This is a genomic window from Asticcacaulis sp. DW145 (assembly GCF_037101385.1).
In the GTDB taxonomy this organism is placed as follows: Bacteria; Pseudomonadota; Alphaproteobacteria; order Caulobacterales; family Caulobacteraceae; genus Asticcacaulis; species Asticcacaulis currens.
The window spans coordinates 1,257,749-1,276,719 of sequence record NZ_AP029025.1 but is presented as its reverse complement, the minus strand read 5'-3'; the positions used below and the strand labels follow the sequence as shown (position 1 = coordinate 1,276,719).

The following is an 18,971-nucleotide window of genomic DNA, read 5'->3' as shown; positions in this document are numbered from 1 at the left end:
ATGACCGAGACCGTAAGCCTGACCCTCGACGACGCCCGTGCGCTTAGTCTGCGCACCCTGATCGGTAACGGCTTTTCCGAAGCCCATGCCGAGGCGATCACCGCCACCATTCTGGCCGGGCAGCGCGACGAATGCCATTCGCACGGCCTATACCGCCTGCTGGTGTGCGTGGCGACGCGCCGGGCGGGCAAGGTGTCGAATGCCGAACCGCTGATCAGCGACGCGGCACCGGGGCTGGTGCGGGCGGACGCGCAGGGAGCCTATTCGCTGCTGGCTCTGGCGCGCGGCCTGCCGCTTCTGGCGCACAAGGCGCGCACGCAGGGGATTGCCGCGCTGGCCATCACGCACTGCTACCACTTTTCGGCCCTGTGGCCGGAGGTCGAAGCCATTGCCGCCCAAGGTCTGGTAGGACTGGCCATGACGCCCAGCCACGCCTGGGTCGCGCCGCATGGCGGCACAAAGGGCGTGTTCGGCACCAATCCGCTGGCCTTTGCCTGGCCGCGTCCGGAAGGTGAGCCGTTTGTGTTTGACTTTGCCACCAGTGCCGCGGCGCGCGGTGAGATTGAACTGCACCGCCGGGCGGGCAAGCCTATCCCCGAAGGCTGGGCGCTCGATAGCGACGGCCAGCCCACGACCGACGCCGAAGCGGCTATGTCCGGGGCCATGCTGACCTTTGGCGGGCATAAGGGCTCGGCCCTGTCGGCCATGATCGAGCTGATGGCCGGGCCGCTGATCGGGGATTTCCTCAGTCTGGAATCCTACGCCTACGATGCGGGGCAGGGGGCGACGCCCTATCACGGCGAGCTGCTGCTGGCCATCGACCCCGAGACCTTTATGGGCGGGGCTTACGCCCACCATGCGGGCCGGGCCGAGGCGCTGTTTGACGCCATAGTGGGGCAGGGGGCGCGCCTGCCGTCGCAACGCCGCTACGAGGCCCGCGCGCGCACGGCGGCCACGGGGAGGGTGAGCATCCCCGCTCAGCTCTATGCGGATATCGTGGCGCTGACGGTTTAGTTTATCCGTGGTGACATCTTAATCTTGCAGCGCTTTCACAATCTGGCGTTTCAACCTGCGACGCATGGGGGCATCCAGCGGGCCGTACAGGCCTTTGTCGCGCGGGGTGAGGTGCGCCACCGGGTCGCCATTCTCACCAAACACATAGTGGGCGAACAGGTTACGCCACACGCTGCGTTCGGGCTCAGGCAGGTCGCGTATGGCCAGCAGGGCGTGCAAAAAGGCCTCAGACGGCGCGGCGTCAGGCACAGGTGCGGCCTCCCACCAGTAGTTGACCAGCACGTTGAACGGCGACAGCGAGCGCACCTGATGCCACCAGCCGTAGGGGATATAGAGGGCGTCCCCGGCCTCAAGCTCGATATCGACACGCACGGCCTGCGCCTTGGCATAGCGCGGGTAGCGGCTGAGGTCCGGGCGGTCGATATCGACCATGCTGACCGGCACGCCGCCGATGGTGCGTTCATAGGGTCCGGGATAGAGGTTGGGGAGTTGCTCCGGCGGGAACAGGCTGAAGCGTCGCCGCCCGGCCACGACGCAGGCGATATTGTCGTTCAGATCGTAATGGGTGCGTGTCACCACTGCATTGCCGATCCAGATGCGCGGGGCGACATCGGGCAGCAGGTCAAGGCGGTTCTCGGCGGCAAAGCCCGGCATCTGCGACGCGATGGGCGTCGATTGCAGGCTGATGGCCAGAGGGTCGGCCTTGTCGCGTTCGCCCAGCAAGCGTTCCAGCACCTCCGGCACGGTCGCCGGGCCGTGGCTGAAATTGGAGACGTGGGTGTCGAAGCCGTAGAAAAACGTGCCCCTGGCCTGCGGGGGTGCCACATAGACCCCCGCCTGGGCTCCGCTGTCGTGGCTTAGCAGATAGTCGGCCAGCGCCTCATCCGACGTCCGGCCCAACTGCACGGCGGGCCAGTCCGCCACCACGCCTTCGAGCACCGCCGGCTTGCACGCCGGGCGGATATGCTGCGCGAACACGGTGCGATCCGGGCGGTTATACCGGGCAAGCGAAGCATCGTGGGACATGGCGAACTCCTGCAACGTAAAGGCAAGGGGGCAGTGAAAAAAGCCTGCGCGTGCGTATTGTATACTTTATGTGACTAAATCGTATAAAATATATTTGACGCCTTCGCAGAACGATGTTTAGCTTTGCATATGTCAGAATTGTTTCCGAATGGCGTGGCTGAACCGCGCTGTCCGGCCAGTCAAGGGGATCAGCATGAAAAAGCTTACGACGCGGTCGTTAATCATGAGCAGCGTGGCGGCCTCCGCCATCTTTAGCGGCTGGGTGGCGGCCCCCGCCATGGCGCAGGCGGACGGTGCCAGTCCGGCCGTCGAGGAGGTGGTGGTCACCGGTACCCGCATCCGCCGTCCGAACCTCAAGAGCGCGTCGCCCATCACCACGGTCGATGCCGCCGAAGTGAAGCTTCAGGGCTCAACAGGCGTGGACAGCTATCTTGCCAAGCTGCCGCAGATCGAGGCCGGGAATAACGAAAACCAGTCGAACAATTCCGACGGTACGGCGGGCGTCAACCTGCGCAGCCTCGGTGGCAACCGCGCGCTGGTCCTGATCGACGGTCAGCGCTTCCTGCCATCTCTCGGTGTGGATCTCAACTTTGTGCCGTCGGTTCTGGTTGAGCGCACCGATGTGCTGACCGGTGGGGCCTCATCGGTCTATGGCTCGGATGCCATGTCGGGCGTCGTCAACTTCATTATGAAAAAGCGTCTGGACGGCGTCATCGTCGATGCTCAGTACAGCATTTATAACCACAAAAACGATAACGACTATTTGCGCGGCATTCAGGCGGCCCGAGGCTTTAAGCTGGCCGATAAAAATGTCTGGGATGGCAAGAAGTACGACTTCAATATCGCCGCTGGCGGCCGCATCAACGAGGGCAAAGGCAACATCCTCGGTTATTTCGGCTATCGCAAGATGGAAGCTGTGCGGCAGGACGCGCGGGACTATTCGAACTGCGCGCTGAACTTCGCCGACGACAAGGGGTCATCTTTCGCTTGCGGCGGCTCGGGCAACCATGCCTACGGCTGGTTCCGCCCTCTGGACGATCTTGCCGGGGTTAACAAGAACCAGAACTGGGCCAATGCCAAGGATGGCTCGAAGACATGGGTGCCCAACGATTCCAGCTTCGCCTATAATTACGCCCCAGATAATTATACGTTGCGTAATTCTGAACGCTATCAGGCCGGTGGGTTCCTTAACTATACCTTCAATCCCCACGCTGAAGCCTATGGCAGCTTCATGTTCATGGATGATCATTCGATCAGTCAGGTCGCGCCGTCGGCCATCTGGTCGGGCCGGGCGTTTGACATCAATTGTAATAACCCGTTCCTCAGTACGTCGCAGGCTTCTATGCTCTGTGGGTCGGCAGCAGGCAGCAGCACCACTGTAAAAAGCTGGGTATCGTTCCGGGCCGCCACCGGTGAGCCACGCCGCAATGACATGCGCCATACCAACTATCGCTTTACGGCGGGTCTGAAAGGCGAAATTATCGATGGCTGGCGCTACGATGCCAACTATATGCACGCGATAACCGTAGGTCAGTTCAACTATCAGAACGACATCAATCAGGATAAGGCGGCGCAGGCGCTTCAGGCGGTTCTGGTCAATGGACAGGTCGTGTGTAAGGACAGTTCCAACAACTGTAAGCCCATTGACGTGTTCAGCGCCAAGGGCCCTTCATCCGAAGGCTATGCCTTTATCTATGCCCCGACTTTTACCCGTAACGAACAGACGATTGACGTCTATAACGCTTATGTCAGCGGCGATCTCGGCCAGTATGGTGTCAAGTCGCCTTGGGCCAATGACGGCGTGGCCGTGGTGGCTGGTCTTGAACACCGCACGGAAACGCTTGATGTAAAGCTGGACGAAACTCAGCTTTCTTACGCCACCAATGCTGATGGCAAGGTATCGGTGGATGAATGGTTCACAGAATTCGATATACCGGTGGTAGCGGACAAGCCGCTGATCCACTCGCTGAACCTAGCTCTTGGTTACCGCAAATCGACTTATAATACATCCTCCTCTACCTCCGTCGGGTCGGAAAAGAAGACCGAAACCTCCAAGTTCGAGGTTCGTTACGCACCCACGACCGATATTCTCCTGCGCGCCAGCTATAACCAAGCCATGCGAGCGGCCAATATTACCGAGCTGTTCGCGGCTCAGGGCGTGGGCAATGTGGCCCTGATTGATCCCTGTTCGGAAAACAATCGCGTCGCCAGTCTGGAACAGTGTCAGCGTACAGGCGTAACGGCTGCGCAGTATGGAACGACAACGCCCCCCATCAAGCGCAGCACTATTCCCGATACACCTGCCGATGTGGGTACAGCACTGGGTGGCGGCAATCCCGATCTGAGCCCCGAAAGGGCCAAGACGACCACCTTTGGATTCGTTCTGACACCGCGCTTCGTGTCCAATCTTGTGCTCAGCGTCGATTATTACAAGATCCGGATTGAGGACTATATTGGGTCGGTTCCGGCTCAGACGGCCGTATCTCAATGTATCGAAACCGGTAGCGCCTTCTATTGCGGCCTGATCCATCGTGATCCCATCACTGGTGCGCTTTACGGTTCCGACAAGAAGGGCGGTTATGTAATTTCCACTAATGTTAACACTGGTTATCTAGAAACCAAGGGAATCGACATTACGGCCAACTATCGTCTGGCAACCGGCTACGGTGATGTGAACTTTGGCTTTGTCGGCACTCTGCTCAATGCCTTGGAAACCGAGGTGCTGCCGGGTCTGGGGTCTTATGACTGCAAGGGTCTGTACGGTGGCACCTGCGGTCAGCCGTCTCCGAAGTGGCGTCATAATCTGCGCGCCACCTGGACGGTGCCGTGGGCGGATCGCTTCTATGTACCGACCAGCGTCTCGCTCAACTGGCGTCATTTTGGTGGCACGGAACTCGCCACCAATACCAATGATCAGTATCTGACCGGCACCAAATCGACGATAAATGCTCGCATCGGCAACTATGATTATTTCGATCTTGCCGTGACCAAGGACCTGCCGCACGGGTTGGTGCTGCGCGCCGGTATCAACAACCTGTTCGACAAAGACCCGCCGGCCATCATGAGCGGTCTGCTGGTCGAAAACGGTAACGGCAACACCTTCCCCAGTACCTATGATCCATTGGGTCGGATGTTGTTCGTCGGCCTCTCGGCGAAGTTCTGAGCCCACTCGGCCGGTGTCGTTTCACAAATGACACCGGCGGTATCGGTAGTAGCGTAAGCGTTTCTCACTCTCCTCCCTTCCGGCGTCATTCCTCCCGCGCCGGGGATATCCCCCCTGGGCGGCAAACCTCTGTCCCTGACGGTTTGCCGCCATTTTTTTGTCAGAGCGTGTTTCTGAAAGCGCTCGGGAGACGTCCATGACCCCCGGATTTCATCGTCGCGCCTTTTTGCAGGGATCGCTCGCCGGGACGGCGGGCCTGGGCGCCGCTTCGGCGTCGGCTGCGCCCCTGTTGCCCGCCCTGGAGGCCCTGAGCACGGTAAAAACCGACGGCCTGACCCCATTGGCGCAGTTCACCGCTCATGGCACGTCATGGACCGCGCATGAGGATCAGACGCGTCGCGACGGCCCGATCGTCTTCACCTGTGACAAGGGTGCCTTTTCCCTGTCGAAGCGCCCGGAGACGGTGTTCGACGACATCACGCCCGCCTATCTGGGGCTGGCGCTCAAAGATATCTGTCAGGCCGATGCTGATCTGCTGGCCGACAAGCTGCTGGCGCACGGCGACGATCCGGACCCGGATGAGGTGCGCCGCGCGGCCCCGCCGGCCGGCTGGAACTTCACTCGTGAGTCGCTGTGGTGGCGGATGCCGTGGACGACCTTTGTCGGCACGACGCAGCAAGGCGATACCATGCCCGTCTTTCCCAACGGGCGCACCCGGACCTTTCGTCCAGAGCACGTCTTTCCCGAACTGAGCGGTGACGATAAGGTCTCCCGCCGCTGGGAGGGGCTGCTGGGCGGCTGGCTGCCCGCGGTTCACAAGATCATCGAAATCTCGCCGACGCGACACTACGACCTGCTGGTCTTTGCCGATGTGACGGCGACCGACAAACTGGTGGTGCAGACCTGGCATCGCACCATCCAGTACGACCACGGAAAGCCGGTAAAGACGGCGTTCGGCCATTCCTACGCCCCGTTCCCGCCGCGCCGCGTCGAGCCGACCGCCGAGGCCTTTTACGAGGGGCTCCTGACCTTTGCCGGTGACTGGCAGGCGCGCCTGAAGGATCAGGCGAAGCTAAGTATCCCCGATACCGCCCTGTCGGACATGGTCAGCCACGCCTTTGCCAAGGAGCTGATGGTGCGCCCGCAAGGCGTCTATCCCAAATATGGCGTGGTCGATCGCGACTATTTCGGTTCGGAATATGACGGGTTTCAGGACACCTTCACCTCATCGCTCTACGCCAATCTGGAGTGGGGGCGCTTCGATCAGGCCAGGGCCGTCCTGATCAACTATTTCGAGGACTTCGTCTTCGCCGACGGGCAGATCAATATGCGCGGGCCGGAGGTGGCGCAGTTCGGCCTGACGCTCAGCCTGCTGGCGCGCTATCTGCGCTATACGGGCGATACGGCGACGCTGAAACGCTTTGCCGGCAAGATCGAAAACACGGCGGCCATCCTCACCGAACTGCACGACGTGGCGCTGAAAAAGCCCGTCGGGGACGCCGGTTTCGGCCTGCTCGACGGCTGGAGCGAGTCCGACGCCTGCCTGCATCCGGACCCTTCGGTGTGGTGGAAACCCTACTGGAACAATTCGGCCTTTGCCGTGCGCGGCTGGCGCGACATCGCGGCCGTCTGGGCCATCATTGCGACGGAGCGGGCAGGATTGGCCGCCGACTGGAAGAGGCGCGCCGACACGCTTCAGGCGCAACTGGTCAAGACCCTGCGCGCCAATATCCGCCACGACCTGACACCGCCCTATGTGGCCATCCTGCCGGGGGCCACACGGACCCATCGTCAGGCCATGATCGAATCCGCCCGCACCCAGACGGGTAATGAACAGGGCTGGGCGCACCGCGCCTATGCCGAACTGCTGCACGCCGACGTCCTGCCCGACGATCTGGCGCAGACGGTCATCGACGCCGTGCGCGGGCATGGCGGCACGGCCATCGGCGTACTGGCCAATTTCGGCCCGCCCAGCGACGACAGCCGCGACCAGTTGGGCTTTATCTCCTACGGCTATGCCCAGCAGTTGCTGCGCTCGGACCGCATCGAGGAATACCTGCTGTTCCTGCACTCGCACCGCTACCATTCGCATACGCCGGGCACTTGGGTGGCGGGGGAGGTTACGGGCATCACCGGCGGCCTGCCGCTGTTCTGCATCCCGGCGCAACTGACCATCCCCAAGCTGGTGCGCTGGGCGCTGGTGTTTGAGGCCTCGGACGCAGACACCCTGTGGCTGGGCCGCGCCGTTCCGCGTCAATGGCTCGCCTCCGAACAGCCCATCGCCATCACCGGCGCGCCGACGCGCTGGGGGCCGGTCGATCTGCACCTGCAAAGACAGGGTCTTATGCTCAACGGCGAGGTTCGCCTTGGCGGCGCGACCCGGCCCTCAGAGGTGCGTCTGCGCCTGCGGGCGCCGAAAGAGATGCGGCTGGCCTCGGTCACGGTGAACGGCAAAAAAGCGGTCGTCGAGGGCGAAGATGTGGTGATCCGGCCTCAAAACACGCCTCTTCGCGTGCAAGCCCGCTTGCGCAAGGCGTAAAAGTTGCGTTTGATACGAGTGGCGCGCGACCGTCAAATGGGCAGTTGACAGTTGGATGGTTGACAGGCGCAATAAAAGCGACACAAATCGTATACGAAACGGGGATCGACGCCGCGGCGTCTTGTTTAAGGGACTTTTCATGGGACTGTTTGGACCGCTAAAACCGCTGCATCGGGCGGGAGAAGACGGCAAGGCGCTGGCCAAGACGCTGAGCTGGCCGCATCTGATGGCGCTGGGTATCGGCGGCATTATCGGCACTGGCATCTACACCCTGACCGGGGTGGGGGCGGGGCTGGCCGGGCCGGGGGTGCTGGTCTCCTTTGCCCTTTGCGGTCTGGTCTGCGCCTGCGCGGCGCTGTGCTACACCGAAATGTCTACCCTGATCCCCGCCGCCGGTTCGGCCTATACCTATACCTATTCGGCCATCGGTGAGGTGGCGGGCTGGGTCGTCGGCTGGGCGCTGATCCTCGAATATTCGCTGGCCTGTTCCAGCGTGGCGGTCGGCTGGTCGGCGCACCTTGTCGGCTGGCTGAATGAGGGGATGGGCCTGCAATTGCCGGCCTTCCTGCTCAATGCGCCGCACGCGGGCGGCCTCGTCAACCTGCCGGCGGTGCTGGTGTCGCTGGCGGTGATGGGCCTGTTGATGATCGGCGCGCGTGAAAGCGCCACGCTGAACATCCTCTTGGTTATCATCAAAATCGTCGCGCTGGGGGCCTTTATCGTCCTCGGCCTGCCCGCCATTCAGGCCGGGAACTACGATCCGTTCGCCCCCTATGGCTTTATCGGTCAGCAGATCGGCGGCGAAAAGGTCGGCATCATGGCCGCCGCCGCCATCGTCTTCTTCGCCTTCTTCGGCTTCGACGCCGTCTCGACCTCGGCCGAGGAGGCCAAGAAGCCGGGCCGCGACCTGACCATCGGCATCCTCGGCTCCATGGCCGTTTCGACCCTGATCTACATGCTGGTCGCCGGTGTGGCCGTCGGCGTCGCGCCGTTTCAGGAAATCGCCAACAGTGCCGAGCCTTTGCCGCATATTCTGCGTGAGATCGGTTATCCGGTGGTGGCCGGTCTGGTCGGCCTCGCCGCCATTGTCGCCCTGCCGTCGGTCATTCTGGTCATGATGTACGGTCAGAGCCGCATCTTCTTCGTCATGGCGCGCGACGGCCTGCTGCCGCAGGCGGTGGCCAAGGTCAACAAGAAGGGCTCGCCGGCCCTGATCACCCTGATCACCGGCATCTTCGTGGCCATCTTCGCCGGTTTTGTGCCGCTGAAAGAAATCGCTGCCCTGTCGAACGCCGGGACTCTGATCGCCTTTATCGCCGTGGCCCTGTCGATGATCATCCTGCGCCGCCGCTTCCCGGACCTGCCGCGCACCTTCAAAACCCCGGCCTACCTGCTGGTCGGCCTTGCGGCGATCGCGGGCTGCGCCTTCATCTTCTACAGCCTGCCGATCCAGAGCCAGCTCTTTACCCTGATCTGGATGGCGATTGGGCTGGTCGTCTATTTCTCCTACGGCAAGTGGCACAGCCGCCTGAAAAAGGGCGCGTAGGCGGCCTTACAGTCAAACGCGAAAGGGCGGGGTACACCTCGCCCTTTCTGTGTACCCTGATAGAGGTAACCACAGATTTCACAGATTACACAGATGAGTTGCCCGAGGTCGTCCAGACCACGCCGCATGACCGCGCTTTGATCTGTGTAATCTGTGAAATCCGTGGTTTTAGCCTAACGTCCCCGATAGACATTCAGGTCGATGCCGTAACGATTGACCTTGTCATAGAAGGTCTTGCGCGGCAGTTTCAGCACCTCCATCACGCTGCGCACCTGTCCTTCGTGGCGCTCCAGGGTTTCGCGCAGCAGGGCCTCTTCGTAGCGCGCCACCTGTTCGGCCAGACCCGGCGCATCGTTTTCCGCACCCGGCAGACTGTCGTCTATGCCCAGCGCATAGCGTTCGGCATATTGCTCCAGTTCACGCACATTGCCGGGCCAGTCGTGCTGGCGCAGATGGCTCTGGGCCTGAAGGCTGAGGCGCGGGGCCGGGCGACCCAGACGCGCCGCCGCCGCCAGCAGGAAGTGCTGAAACAGCAGCGGAATATCCTCGCGCCGTTCGCTGAGCGGCGGCACGCGCAGGGTCACGCCGCTCAGCCGGTAATAGAGGTCGGCGCGAAACCGCCCGTCGCGCACGGCCTGCACCAGATCAATGCGCGTGGCGGCAATGACCCGGATATCGACCTGCCGTGGGCTTTCGGCCCCCTCCGGCCACACCTCGCGCGTTTCCAGCACGCGCAACAGCCGCGCTTGCTGGCTGAGCGTCAGCCCCTCGACCTCATCGAGGAACAGCGTCCCCTTATGTGCCTTTTCGATGCGTCCGATCAGGCGCGGGGCACCGGGGCGCAGGCCCTGTTCACTGCCGAACAGCTCGCTCTGAAAGCGCTCCTCGTCCAGCGCCGCGCAGCCGATATGCACAAAGGCCCGGCCCTTGCGGGCACTGAGCGCGTGCAGGGCGCGCGCCACGCGGTCCTTGCCCACGCCGGTATCGCCGCTGATCAGCGTATCGACCTCGGCCTCGGCGACGCGCACCACCACGCTTTTCAGATGGGTCATGACGGCGGAATCGCCCAGCAGGGGGTAGCGGCTGTCCTGATCGGCCAGTTGGGCATGGGCCTGCCGCAGGCGGCGGTTTTCCAGCACCAGTTCGCGCGTCTGCACGGCGCGGCGCACGCTCTGACGCAGATCGTCCTGCGCAAAGGGCTTGGACAGGAAGTCATAGGCCCCGTCCTTCAGCGCCTGCACGGCCATCGGCACATCGCCGTGCCCGGTCATCAGGATCACCGGCAGGTCAGGGTCGAGAGCGCGGATACGCGCAAAGACCTCAAGGCCGTCCATGACCGGCATCCGCACATCGGTGATCACCACGCCGGGGAAGGTCCCATCAAGGGCCTTGAGCGCCTCGGCCCCGCTGGCAAAGGCCTGCACGCTAAAGCCGTCGAGGCGCAGGGCCTGACTTTGCGCCGCCAGCAGGTCGGCATCGTCGTCAATCAGGATCAGGGGCGCGGTCACAGGGGTCATGTGCGGGGTCATGAGGCTTTACGCAGGGTCAGAATGAAGGTGGCACCGGTCTCAGAGCTTTCCGCGCTGAGCGCGCCGCCGAAATCGCGCAGAATGTCGTGAGCGATGACGAGGCCGAGGCCCAGCCCCTTGGGCTTGGTGGTGACGAAGGGGGTGAAAAGCTGCGCCTGTACCTGCGGCGGCAGGCCCGGCCCGTTATCGGCGACGTGCAGGCGCACCTGATCGCCGTCGGCGCTGAGGCTGAGGCGCACCTGCGCGTCGGGCACCCCTTCCAGCGCCTCGAAGGCGTTTTGCAGCAGATTGACCAGCACCTGCTCCAGCCGCACGCGGCTGGCCATGACCCGCAATTGCGGGTCGATGGGGTCGCAACGGAGGCTGACGCGATGGTCGCGCAGGCGGCTTTCATTGAGCAGGATGGACGAGGCCACCGCCTCTTTCAGCGGCACGGGCTCAACCTCGCTGGAGGCCTTGCGCGAAAAGGTGCGCAATTCGCCGGTGATGTGACCGAGGCGGTCGCACATGCGGATAATGGCGCTGAGGTTTTCAGCAATGATCGCCTTCGCCCCGCGCGCTGACGGTGTCTGGCTGGCGGCGGTTTCGGCCAGTACGCGGATGGTGGCGACCGGCTGATTGATTTCGTGGGCCACACCGGCGGTGATCTGCCCCAGACTGGCCAGCTTGTTGGCCTGCACCAGATCGGCCTGAAGGCGACTGAGGCGTCGCTGGGCGGTGCGGCGTTCGCGGATCTCCTTCGACAGGCGGTCATTGGTGGCGCTCAGGGCCTCGGTGCGGGTGGCGACATCGCGCTCCAGCCGTTCGCGGTATTCGGCTTCGCGCGCCGCCGACAGCCGCCTTTGCCGCAGTCTGCGCCATTGCCAGGCGCTCAGCGTCCCCAGCAGGCCAAAGGCCAGAGCGGCGGTCAGGGTGGCGGCGATGGCCGTATCGCGCGCCGCCTGATCGCTGCTGATGACGTGCAGCTTCCAGCCGACGCCCGGCAGATCAATCACCGTGTCGATCTGACGCGCCGACAGGGCGGGGAGGGGCTTGAAGCGTCGCTCCGGGTGCGCCGTCAGGAAGACCTCACCCGTGGGGCCGGTGACGTAGGTGTCTTCACCCAGCCCACCCCAGGTGGCCTCGATGGGGTCGAACTCCATCTTCACCACCACCACGCCCAGCCGGCGCCCGGAGGCGGTGACGGCGCGGGCAAAAAACAGGCCGGGCTTGCGGCTGACCGTGCCCAGCGCGAACTGTGTCGCCGTGCCGTTCGTCATGGCTTCGCGGAAATAGGGCCGGAAGCTGTAATTGCTGCCGACGAAGGAGACGGGCAGGGCCCAGTTGCTGGCCGCCACCGTCTGGCCGGAGGCCTGAATGATATAGATGACCGAACTGCGCGTCTGGGTGCGCAGTCGATCCAGCTTTTTCGAGACACCGCTATAGAGCGCGGGCCGGTTGCCGAGCAGCGCGGCGGTCACGTCGCTGTCGTCGCTGAGGACCAGCGCCACCGTCGCCTGCCGCTCCATCTCGCTTTGCAGGACGGCGGCGCGCAAGCGGGCCCGCGTTTCGACGTCTTCGGAGACGCTGCGCAGGGCGCTGGTATAGCTCAGGCTACAGACGCCCCACAGGACCAGCCCCAGACCGGCCACGCAAGCGAGGCCGGCGAGGATCAGCAGAGGCCGTCGAATCTGGCGCGGTACAGGGGGCATATCTCCCTTATAAGCCTTTGCGAATTTTCGCACAATGTCCGGGTTACATGTGTGAAATTCCACACAAAATAGGGGCCTGTCTTTGCTATAAATTTCTAAATTTCAATGGATTAATGAAAACAGGCCGAAGTGTGGGCACAGGGGTGGTGCCGGATTATGGTGCGTTAACAAAAACCACCAAAGGGTCGAGGAACACCCATGCAGATGCATACCCCAACGGACACGCTGACCGCGGCCGCGCCGCGCAAGCGTCCTTTCTACACTCATCTCTATTTTCAGGTGCTGGTCGCCATCGCTTTGGGCGCGGCTATCGGGCACTTTTACCCGCAGACCGGCGAGGCGCTGAAACCGCTGGGTGACGGCTTTATCAAGCTGGTCAAGATGATCATTTCCCCGGTCATCTTCCTTACCATCGTCACCGGTATTGCCGGTATGGGCTCGCTGAAAGGCGTCGGCTCGGTCACGGGCAAGGCGTTTGCCTACTTCCTGACCTTCTCGACCCTGGCCCTGATCGTCGGCCTGATCGTCGCCAATGTGGTTCAGCCCGGTCACGGCATGAATATCGACCCGGCCACCCTGCACAATGAGAAGGTGACGGAATACGCCGCCAAGGCGCACGAAACGACCCTGATCGGCTTCGTGATGGACATCATTCCGACGACCTTCACCTCGGCCTTTGTCGAAGGCAACATCCTTCAGGTGCTGTTTATCGCCATCCTGTTCGGCATCTCGCTGATCTTTGTCGGTGAGCGCGCCAAACCGCTCGTCAGCCTGCTCGAACTGGTCAGCGCCGGTATCTTCAAAATGGTGTCGATCCTGATGAAGGCCGCGCCCATCGGGGCCTTTGGCGCCTTTGCCTTCACCATCGGCAAGTACGGCATCGCCTCCATCATCAATCTGGCGGCACTGGTCGGCACCTTCTACGCCACCTCGGCCCTGTTCGTGATCGTCATTCTGGGCGCCGTCTGTGCGGCCAACGGCTTCTCGATCTTCAAGCTGATCAGCTATCTGAAGGCGGAGCTGCTGCTGGTGCTCGGCACCTCGTCGTCGGAGTCGGCCCTGCCGAGCCTGATGGAAAAGATGGAGGCCGCAGGCTGCAAGCGTTCGGTCGTGGGCCTTGTCGTGCCGACCGGCTATTCGTTCAACCTCGATGGCACCAATATCTACATGACGCTGGCCGCCCTGTTTATCGCTCAGGCCACCAACACCCACCTGTCGCTTGAGCAGCAACTGCTGCTTCTGTCGGTCGCCATGCTGTCGTCCAAGGGCGCAGCCGGGGTGACGGGCGCGGGCTTCATCACCCTGGCCGCCACCCTGTCGGTGGTGCCGAGCGTGCCCATCGCCGGTATGGCCATCATTCTGGGCGTGGACCGCTTCATGTCGGAATGCCGCTCGATCACCAACTTCATCGGCAATGCGGTCGCCACCGTCGTAGTCAGCCGCTGGGAAAAGTCGATCGACATGCACACCTTCCGCGCGGCGCTGAGTGGCAAGCCTGTGGTCGAGGCCGAACCGGTCATGGCCATCCACGGGGCTCCGGCGGGTCTGCAACTGGGCGAAAAGAGCGCGGACTAACCTTTTAAGGATGGAACCTTCCGGCCATCCCCCGGCCGTGTCCCCCCGACGTGGTTCCATCCTGACTGACCCGTGCCGGTGTATCGGTTCGAGCCTCCGGCACGGGTATTTTTCCCCTAAACCCTTTCTTCTCAAATTCATGCGAGACTGCCTTGCGGTTTCGCAAACGGAGACCCTCATGTCTGCGAACACTATCCGTTTGTCGGCGGCCCTGCTTGTGGCCCTTCCCCTAACTCTGTCTCAGGCCGCGCAGGCCGCCCCGGCCGCCAGGCCTGAAACGATCAAATATTCCGCTGAGGTCAAACTGCTGAGCGACGGCATCTATCGCGGCGTCAGCCAGACCGAGGGCCGCCCGCAATACATTGTGGGTGGGCAGGCCGCTTACGGTAAGTTCTTTGCCGGTGTCCTGTACAAGTCGATGCGCGACCGCACCACGGGCGTCGATAACCAGACCCAGGCCATCCTCGGTTACAAGACCAATCTCGCAGGCAATGACATCGTGGCCCGCGCTATCTACAAGCAGTATAACGGCACCAAAGCCGGCATTGATAATGAGTGGATGGAGTACGAATTTACCGCCACGCGCAAGCTGACGAAAAGGCTGAGCGGCAAGCTGAACTTCGCCTATGCCGACGACAATTACGGCAAGGCAAAGACGGCGACCTACACGGACCTGGGTCTCGACTATAAGGTCACGCCCAAACTGTCGTTTCAGGTGGCCAATGGCTTCCGTCACAACCGGCACAGCGTCGATTACACCAGCTATCTGGCCGGGGTGAGCTATGCGGTGACGCCAAAATTTATGGCCAGCCTGACCTTCACCACGACCGACAAGGGCGATCTGGGCGACAAGTACGGCGAGTCCACCTTCATCACCCTGTCGAAGAAATTCTAGAGCGAAATGACTTTAGGTGGAAGCGCCATTTCGCTCTAAATTTTTGTTTTGTCGCGATGTTTTTGCGGAAAACCGCTCACACTCTTCCGCACATCGCTCTAGATTTTAGAAAGACTAAAGGCGAAACGGGCGCCGCCCAAGGCGTCCGGATCGCCGGGACTGAGCGGCAACAGGCTGAGGTCCGAGCCGTGGCCCTGTACGATCTGCCGGGCCAGACTGAGGCCCACGCCCGTACCGGTGGCCTTGGTGGTGAAGAAGGGCATGAAGACCTGACGGCCATGTTCGGCCGGGATGCCGGGGCCGGAATCCTCGATCAGTATGGTCAGGTCACTTTCCCCCGCAGCGGCGCGCAGGCGGACCCTGGGGTCGCCGCCCTTTTCGAGCGCCGCCTGTGCCGCATTGTTGAGCAGGTTCCCGGCGCACAGCCACATCTGATCCTCGTCCATGCGGACCCTCACCTCCTCGGGCGGCACCTCCCACAAAAGCCTGACCCCCTTGTCGCTCCACTGAGCGGTGAAACTCTCGTGCAGCACCTCCAGCCATTCCGACAGGCGCACCGGTTGCAGGCTGGGCGGCGGCAGACGGGTCAGGGCGCGATAGGCATTGATGAAGTCGTGCAGGCCTTCGGTGCGCGCTACCACCCGCTCCAGGGCCTTGATGGCCAGTGCGCGCGATTGCGGTGTATCGTCGGTGAGCAGGTCGAGCGCGCTCTTGCTCATCGAAGCCACGGGCGTCAGGGCGTTCATCAGTTCGTGATTGAGCACCCGCAGCAGGTCACGCAGCGCCGTGGCTTCGGCGGCGCGCACATCGGCGGAAATATCGGTCAGGATGGCCAGTTGCGAGGTCCGCTCATCCTCGATCAGCTCGTTGTGCTGAACGGCAAAGGTGCGGCCTTCCCAGACGATCTGCTGCCCCGGCGCAAACAGGTCGCCACCATCACCGACAAGCGTGCGGCGCACGGCCAGAGGCAGGGCGTAGGCGACGCCGAACAGTTGCCGTGCCGCGCGGTTGACGGCAATGATCTGACCATCATCGGTTTGCAGCAAAAGCGGCGAGGGGGCCTGATCGAGCAGCATCTGAAGCCGTCGCCGCCCCAGCTCCGCCGTAAAGATCGGCGCGGGGCTTAGCCGGGCGCGCAGGCGTTCACGCGCCAGATGGAAGGCCGGGCTGTTGACGCCCGCCACGGCCAGTCCGACGGCGGCCAGCCCGCAGACCAGCGCCGTGGCGTAATAGCCCTGACTGAGGGCCAGCCACAGCCCGACCCCCAGGGCGAAGACGCCCACCTGCGCGATGATGCTGAGCCAGATGCGATGAGCCCCCATGCGTCACAGACCGTGCTTTTCCATGCGCCGGTACAGCGCCGCGCGTGTCAGGCCAAGGTCTTTGGCGGCGTGCGAGATATTGAACTGATGCCGGCTGAGCGCCGCCTTGATCAGCTCACGCTCCGAGCGCTCCAGATTGAGGTCCTGCGGCGGCAGGTCGGCGGGGACGCGCGGCGGCGTCTCAATGGCGGCGCGCAGGGCGGCCACCAGCCGTTCATTGTTCCACGGCTTGACCACGAAATCCTGCGCCCCCAGCCGCATGGCCTGAATGGCGATGCTCATGCCCGAATGGCCGGTGACGACGACGACCGGCAGGTGCGGGGTCTTATTGAGCTGCTCTTGCAGGAAGGCCAGACCCGCTTCGCCTGACGTATCGCCGCGCCGGTAATTGAGATCGAGCAGCAGCACGTCCGGCGTCTCAGACTCCAGCAAAGCGCGCGCCTCATCCGGCGACTGCGCCGTCCGCAGGGTGAAGCCCTGCCGCGTCAGGACCAGCTCGGCCGCCGCCAGAATGTCGGGGTCGTCGTCGAGAAAGACGGCGCGCGTCAGAGGGGGTGTTTCGGCTTCGGAGGGCATGTTCGGATTCGGACACCTGCGGGGCGATTTCAATCCTGATTTGAGGGCAAAAATCGACAAAAAGCAAGCAAAATGAATTATTTATATGAATTGAAAAGGCTGTGTTAGCGTTTTAACATGCCCGATAACGTCCTCTCATCCTCCACCACCATGGACCGCAAGCGCGCCAAACCCTGGTATCGCCGCCGTCCGTTTCAGATCACCGCTGCCGCCGTCGTCATCGCCACGGCGGGCCTCGCCTTTTACCTGACCCTGCCCAAGTCGGGTACGGTAACGGTCGAGGCCCGTACCCTCGAATCCGGGGAGGTGGTGCGCGCCCCCTATCAGGACTACGTGCCGCTGCGCGCCGAAGCCGTGCCGCTCGACACGGTCTATATCACGGCGGCGACCGCCGGTCGCGTGCAGGCCGTGGCGGTGAGCGACGGCGATCGCGTCACCAAGGGACAGGCGCTGGTCTATCTGGTCAACCCCGCCCTGACGCTGGATGTGTCGGCGCGCGAAGCCGATATTTCGGCGCGTCTCACCGACAATTCCAACCAGTTGATGGCGCTGAAAACCGCGCAGGAAAGCCGCGAACAGGCGCTGGCCGATGCCGCCTATGCCCTCAGCCGCGCCGAGCAGGAGTATCAGAAGCGCCAGACCCTGCTCGACAAGGGCTTCATCAATGCGGCGGCGGTCAAACCCTATGCCGATGAGGTCGCCTATCAGCGTCAGCGCGTGGCGGCGCTCAAGACCGCCCAGACGCCGGACGCGCAATTCTATGCCGGTCAGCGCCGTCAGGTGCAGGACAATGCGCAGGATCTGCGTCGCAATCTGGGGGAGGTGCGTCGCGGCCTCGACGCCCTGACCCTGACCGCCCCGGCGGCGGGCCGCCTGACCGCCTTCAGCCTCAAGCCGGGGCAGGCGGTCAAGGAGGGCGACGCGGTGGCGCAGGTCGATTCCGAAGGCAGCTACAAGCTGCGCGCCGAGGTCGATGAATTCTACCTGCAACGCCTGTCCGAAGGCCAGAAAGCCGAGGCCAGCCTGCACGGTCAGACGGTCAGCGTCGCCGTTTCGAAAGTCTTCCCGCAGGTGACCAATGGCCGCGTGGTGGCCGAATTGCAGTTTGTCACGCCGCCGCCCGCCGATCTCAAACGCGGCGAAACCGTCGATATCCGCCTGAGACTGGGTCAGACGACGCCGGCCATTCTGGCCCCGTCGGGGAGCTGGCTGACGGAATCGGGCGGGGCGTGGGTGTTTGTGCTCAACGCCAAGGGCGATCAGGCCAGCCGCCGCGCCGTCACGGTGGGCCGCCGCAACCCCGAACAGGTCGAAATCCTCAGCGGCCTCAAACCCGGCGAACGCATCGTTACTGCCGGAGTCTCCAACCTGCGCAATGCGCAATATCTCCACATCAAGTCGGACCCGAATTCATGATTGAGCTTCAAAACGTCTCCCGCCTGTACCGGTCCGATGAGATCGAAACCACGGCCCTGCACAATATCAACCTGACCATCCGTCAGGGTGAATTCGTCGCCATTATGGGGCCGTCGGGCTGCGGAAAATCGACCCTGCTCAACACGCTGGGCACCATCGACCGCCCGACCTCCGGAGCCTATCTGTTCAACGGGGTCGATCTGGCCAAACTGAGTGAAGCGAAGCTGGCGCAGCATCGCGCCCGCCATCTCGGCTTCATTTTTCAGAGCTTCAATCTGGTCGATGACCTGACCATCTATGAGAATATCGAGCTGGGCCTGCTCTATCGTCAGGGGCAGAAGGGGTCGCGCCGTCAGGCGATTGAAACGGCCATGGACCGCGTGGGCATCGCCCACCGGGCGCGCCACTTCCCGCATCAGTTGTCGGGCGGTCAGCAGCAGCGCGCCGCCATTGCGCGCGCCATTGTCGGCAATCCCGACCTGATCCTGGCCGACGAACCGACGGGCAATCTCGATACCGAAAACGGCGCGCAGGTCATGGACATCCTTAAAGGTTTGAACGCCTCTGGGGCGACCATCATCATGGTCACCCACTCGCCCAGCCACGCCGATCAGGCCAGCCGCCGCGTCGATATTCTCGACGGGCAACTGGTGGCCTCTGTCGCCCAGATGTTGTGAGG

At 62.9% G+C, this 18,971-nt stretch carries 13 protein-coding genes; 8 read left to right on the top strand and 5 right to left on the bottom strand.

Annotation, left to right across the window (positions count from 1 at the left end; genetic code table 11):
• Positions 1 to 1,014, top strand: a complete 1,014-nt coding sequence (locus AACH73_RS17025) for an Ldh family oxidoreductase (protein WP_272742369.1) — start codon at positions 1 to 3, stop codon at positions 1,012 to 1,014.
• A gap of 18 nt (positions 1,015 to 1,032) precedes the next feature.
• Here AACH73_RS17025 and AACH73_RS17020 read toward each other — a convergent pair whose 3' ends face one another.
• Positions 1,033 to 2,040 carry a cupin-like domain-containing protein gene (locus AACH73_RS17020; RefSeq protein WP_272742368.1) on the bottom strand — a complete coding sequence of 336 codons (1,008 nt, stop codon included), beginning with the start codon at positions 2,038 to 2,040 and terminating at the stop codon, positions 1,033 to 1,035.
• Between the two features lie 193 nt (positions 2,041 to 2,233).
• On the opposite strand from AACH73_RS17020, the gene AACH73_RS17015 reads away from it, so the two are divergent.
• From AACH73_RS17015 to AACH73_RS17005, 3 genes are all read left to right on the top strand, one after another.
• Entirely contained in the window at positions 2,234 to 5,203 is a 2,970-nt protein-coding gene (locus AACH73_RS17015; protein WP_272742367.1) for a TonB-dependent receptor, read from the top strand.
• A 196-nt stretch (positions 5,204 to 5,399) separates the two neighbouring features.
• Complete coding sequence (locus AACH73_RS17010; RefSeq protein WP_338735958.1) at positions 5,400 to 7,742, top strand: Tat pathway signal protein; 2,343 nt, start codon at positions 5,400 to 5,402, stop codon at positions 7,740 to 7,742.
• Between the two features lie 139 nt (positions 7,743 to 7,881).
• Positions 7,882 to 9,288, top strand: a complete 1,407-nt coding sequence (locus AACH73_RS17005) for an amino acid permease (protein ID WP_338735957.1) — start codon at positions 7,882 to 7,884, stop codon at positions 9,286 to 9,288.
• 173 nt (positions 9,289 to 9,461) lie between these two features.
• Here the strand turns inward: AACH73_RS17005 and AACH73_RS17000 are convergent, their stop codons facing one another.
• Both AACH73_RS17000 and AACH73_RS16995 read right to left on the bottom strand, forming a co-directional pair.
• Positions 9,462 to 10,805: a sigma-54 dependent transcriptional regulator gene (locus AACH73_RS17000; RefSeq protein WP_272742365.1), complete on the bottom strand. Its 1,344-nt coding sequence runs from the start codon at positions 10,803 to 10,805 to the stop codon at positions 9,462 to 9,464.
• A gap of 8 nt (positions 10,806 to 10,813) precedes the next feature.
• Positions 10,814 to 12,508: an ATP-binding protein gene (locus tag AACH73_RS16995; protein WP_338735956.1), complete on the bottom strand. Its 1,695-nt coding sequence runs from the start codon at positions 12,506 to 12,508 to the stop codon at positions 10,814 to 10,816.
• Between the two features lie 198 nt (positions 12,509 to 12,706).
• Here AACH73_RS16995 and AACH73_RS16990 point away from each other — a divergent pair, with 198 nt between their 5' ends.
• Together AACH73_RS16990 and AACH73_RS16985 are read left to right on the top strand one after the other, a co-directional pair.
• The gene (locus AACH73_RS16990) at positions 12,707 to 14,083 is read left to right on the top strand and encodes a dicarboxylate/amino acid:cation symporter (RefSeq protein WP_338735955.1); all 1,377 of its coding nucleotides are present in this window, start codon (positions 12,707 to 12,709) and stop codon (positions 14,081 to 14,083) included.
• A 178-nt stretch (positions 14,084 to 14,261) separates the two neighbouring features.
• Complete coding sequence (locus tag AACH73_RS16985) at positions 14,262 to 14,978, top strand: TorF family putative porin (RefSeq protein WP_338735954.1); 717 nt, start codon at positions 14,262 to 14,264, stop codon at positions 14,976 to 14,978.
• 98 nt (positions 14,979 to 15,076) lie between these two features.
• Here the strand turns inward: AACH73_RS16985 and AACH73_RS16980 are convergent, their stop codons facing one another.
• Both AACH73_RS16980 and AACH73_RS16975 read right to left on the bottom strand, forming a co-directional pair.
• Positions 15,077 to 16,300 (bottom strand): HAMP domain-containing sensor histidine kinase, encoded by a 1,224-nt coding sequence (locus AACH73_RS16980; RefSeq protein ID WP_338735953.1) that lies wholly within the window; start codon positions 16,298 to 16,300, stop codon positions 15,077 to 15,079.
• Positions 16,301 to 16,303: 3 nt separating this feature from the next.
• Positions 16,304 to 16,876: a response regulator gene (locus AACH73_RS16975; RefSeq protein WP_338735952.1), complete on the bottom strand. Its 573-nt coding sequence runs from the start codon at positions 16,874 to 16,876 to the stop codon at positions 16,304 to 16,306.
• Between the two features lie 117 nt (positions 16,877 to 16,993).
• Between AACH73_RS16975 and AACH73_RS16970 the strand changes: the two genes are divergently transcribed.
• Positions 16,994 to 18,292 (top strand): efflux RND transporter periplasmic adaptor subunit, encoded by a 1,299-nt coding sequence (locus tag AACH73_RS16970; protein WP_272742359.1) that lies wholly within the window; start codon positions 16,994 to 16,996, stop codon positions 18,290 to 18,292.
• The gene (locus AACH73_RS16965) at positions 18,289 to 18,969 is read left to right on the top strand and encodes an ABC transporter ATP-binding protein (RefSeq protein ID WP_013480861.1); all 681 of its coding nucleotides are present in this window, start codon (positions 18,289 to 18,291) and stop codon (positions 18,967 to 18,969) included. Before AACH73_RS16970 ends, AACH73_RS16965 begins: the two co-directional genes overlap by 4 nt.
• Positions 18,970 to 18,971: the final 2 nt, after the last annotated feature.

Excerpts from the sequence above, each read along its gene's own strand:
- AACH73_RS16970 (WP_272742359.1), top strand. The coding sequence starts at position 16,994 with ATGCCCGATAACGTCCTCTCATCCTCCACCACCATGGACCGCAAGCGC.
- AACH73_RS16990 (WP_338735955.1), top strand. The coding sequence starts at position 12,707 with ATGCAGATGCATACCCCAACGGACACGCTGACCGCGGCCGCGCCGCGC.
- AACH73_RS16980 (WP_338735953.1), bottom strand. The coding sequence starts at position 16,300 with ATGGGGGCTCATCGCATCTGGCTCAGCATCATCGCGCAGGTGGGCGTC.
- AACH73_RS17025 (WP_272742369.1), top strand. The coding sequence starts at position 1 with ATGACCGAGACCGTAAGCCTGACCCTCGACGACGCCCGTGCGCTTAGT.
- AACH73_RS16965 (WP_013480861.1), top strand. The coding sequence starts at position 18,289 with ATGATTGAGCTTCAAAACGTCTCCCGCCTGTACCGGTCCGATGAGATC.
- AACH73_RS17005 (WP_338735957.1), top strand. The coding sequence starts at position 7,882 with ATGGGACTGTTTGGACCGCTAAAACCGCTGCATCGGGCGGGAGAAGAC.
- AACH73_RS16985 (WP_338735954.1), top strand. The coding sequence starts at position 14,262 with ATGTCTGCGAACACTATCCGTTTGTCGGCGGCCCTGCTTGTGGCCCTT.
- AACH73_RS16975 (WP_338735952.1), bottom strand. The coding sequence starts at position 16,876 with ATGCCCTCCGAAGCCGAAACACCCCCTCTGACGCGCGCCGTCTTTCTC.
- AACH73_RS17010 (WP_338735958.1), top strand. The coding sequence starts at position 5,400 with ATGACCCCCGGATTTCATCGTCGCGCCTTTTTGCAGGGATCGCTCGCC.
- AACH73_RS17020 (WP_272742368.1), bottom strand. The coding sequence starts at position 2,040 with ATGTCCCACGATGCTTCGCTTGCCCGGTATAACCGCCCGGATCGCACC.
- AACH73_RS17000 (WP_272742365.1), bottom strand. The coding sequence starts at position 10,805 with ATGACCCCTGTGACCGCGCCCCTGATCCTGATTGACGACGATGCCGAC.
- AACH73_RS17015 (WP_272742367.1), top strand. The coding sequence starts at position 2,234 with ATGAAAAAGCTTACGACGCGGTCGTTAATCATGAGCAGCGTGGCGGCC.
- AACH73_RS16995 (WP_338735956.1), bottom strand. The coding sequence starts at position 12,508 with ATGCCCCCTGTACCGCGCCAGATTCGACGGCCTCTGCTGATCCTCGCC.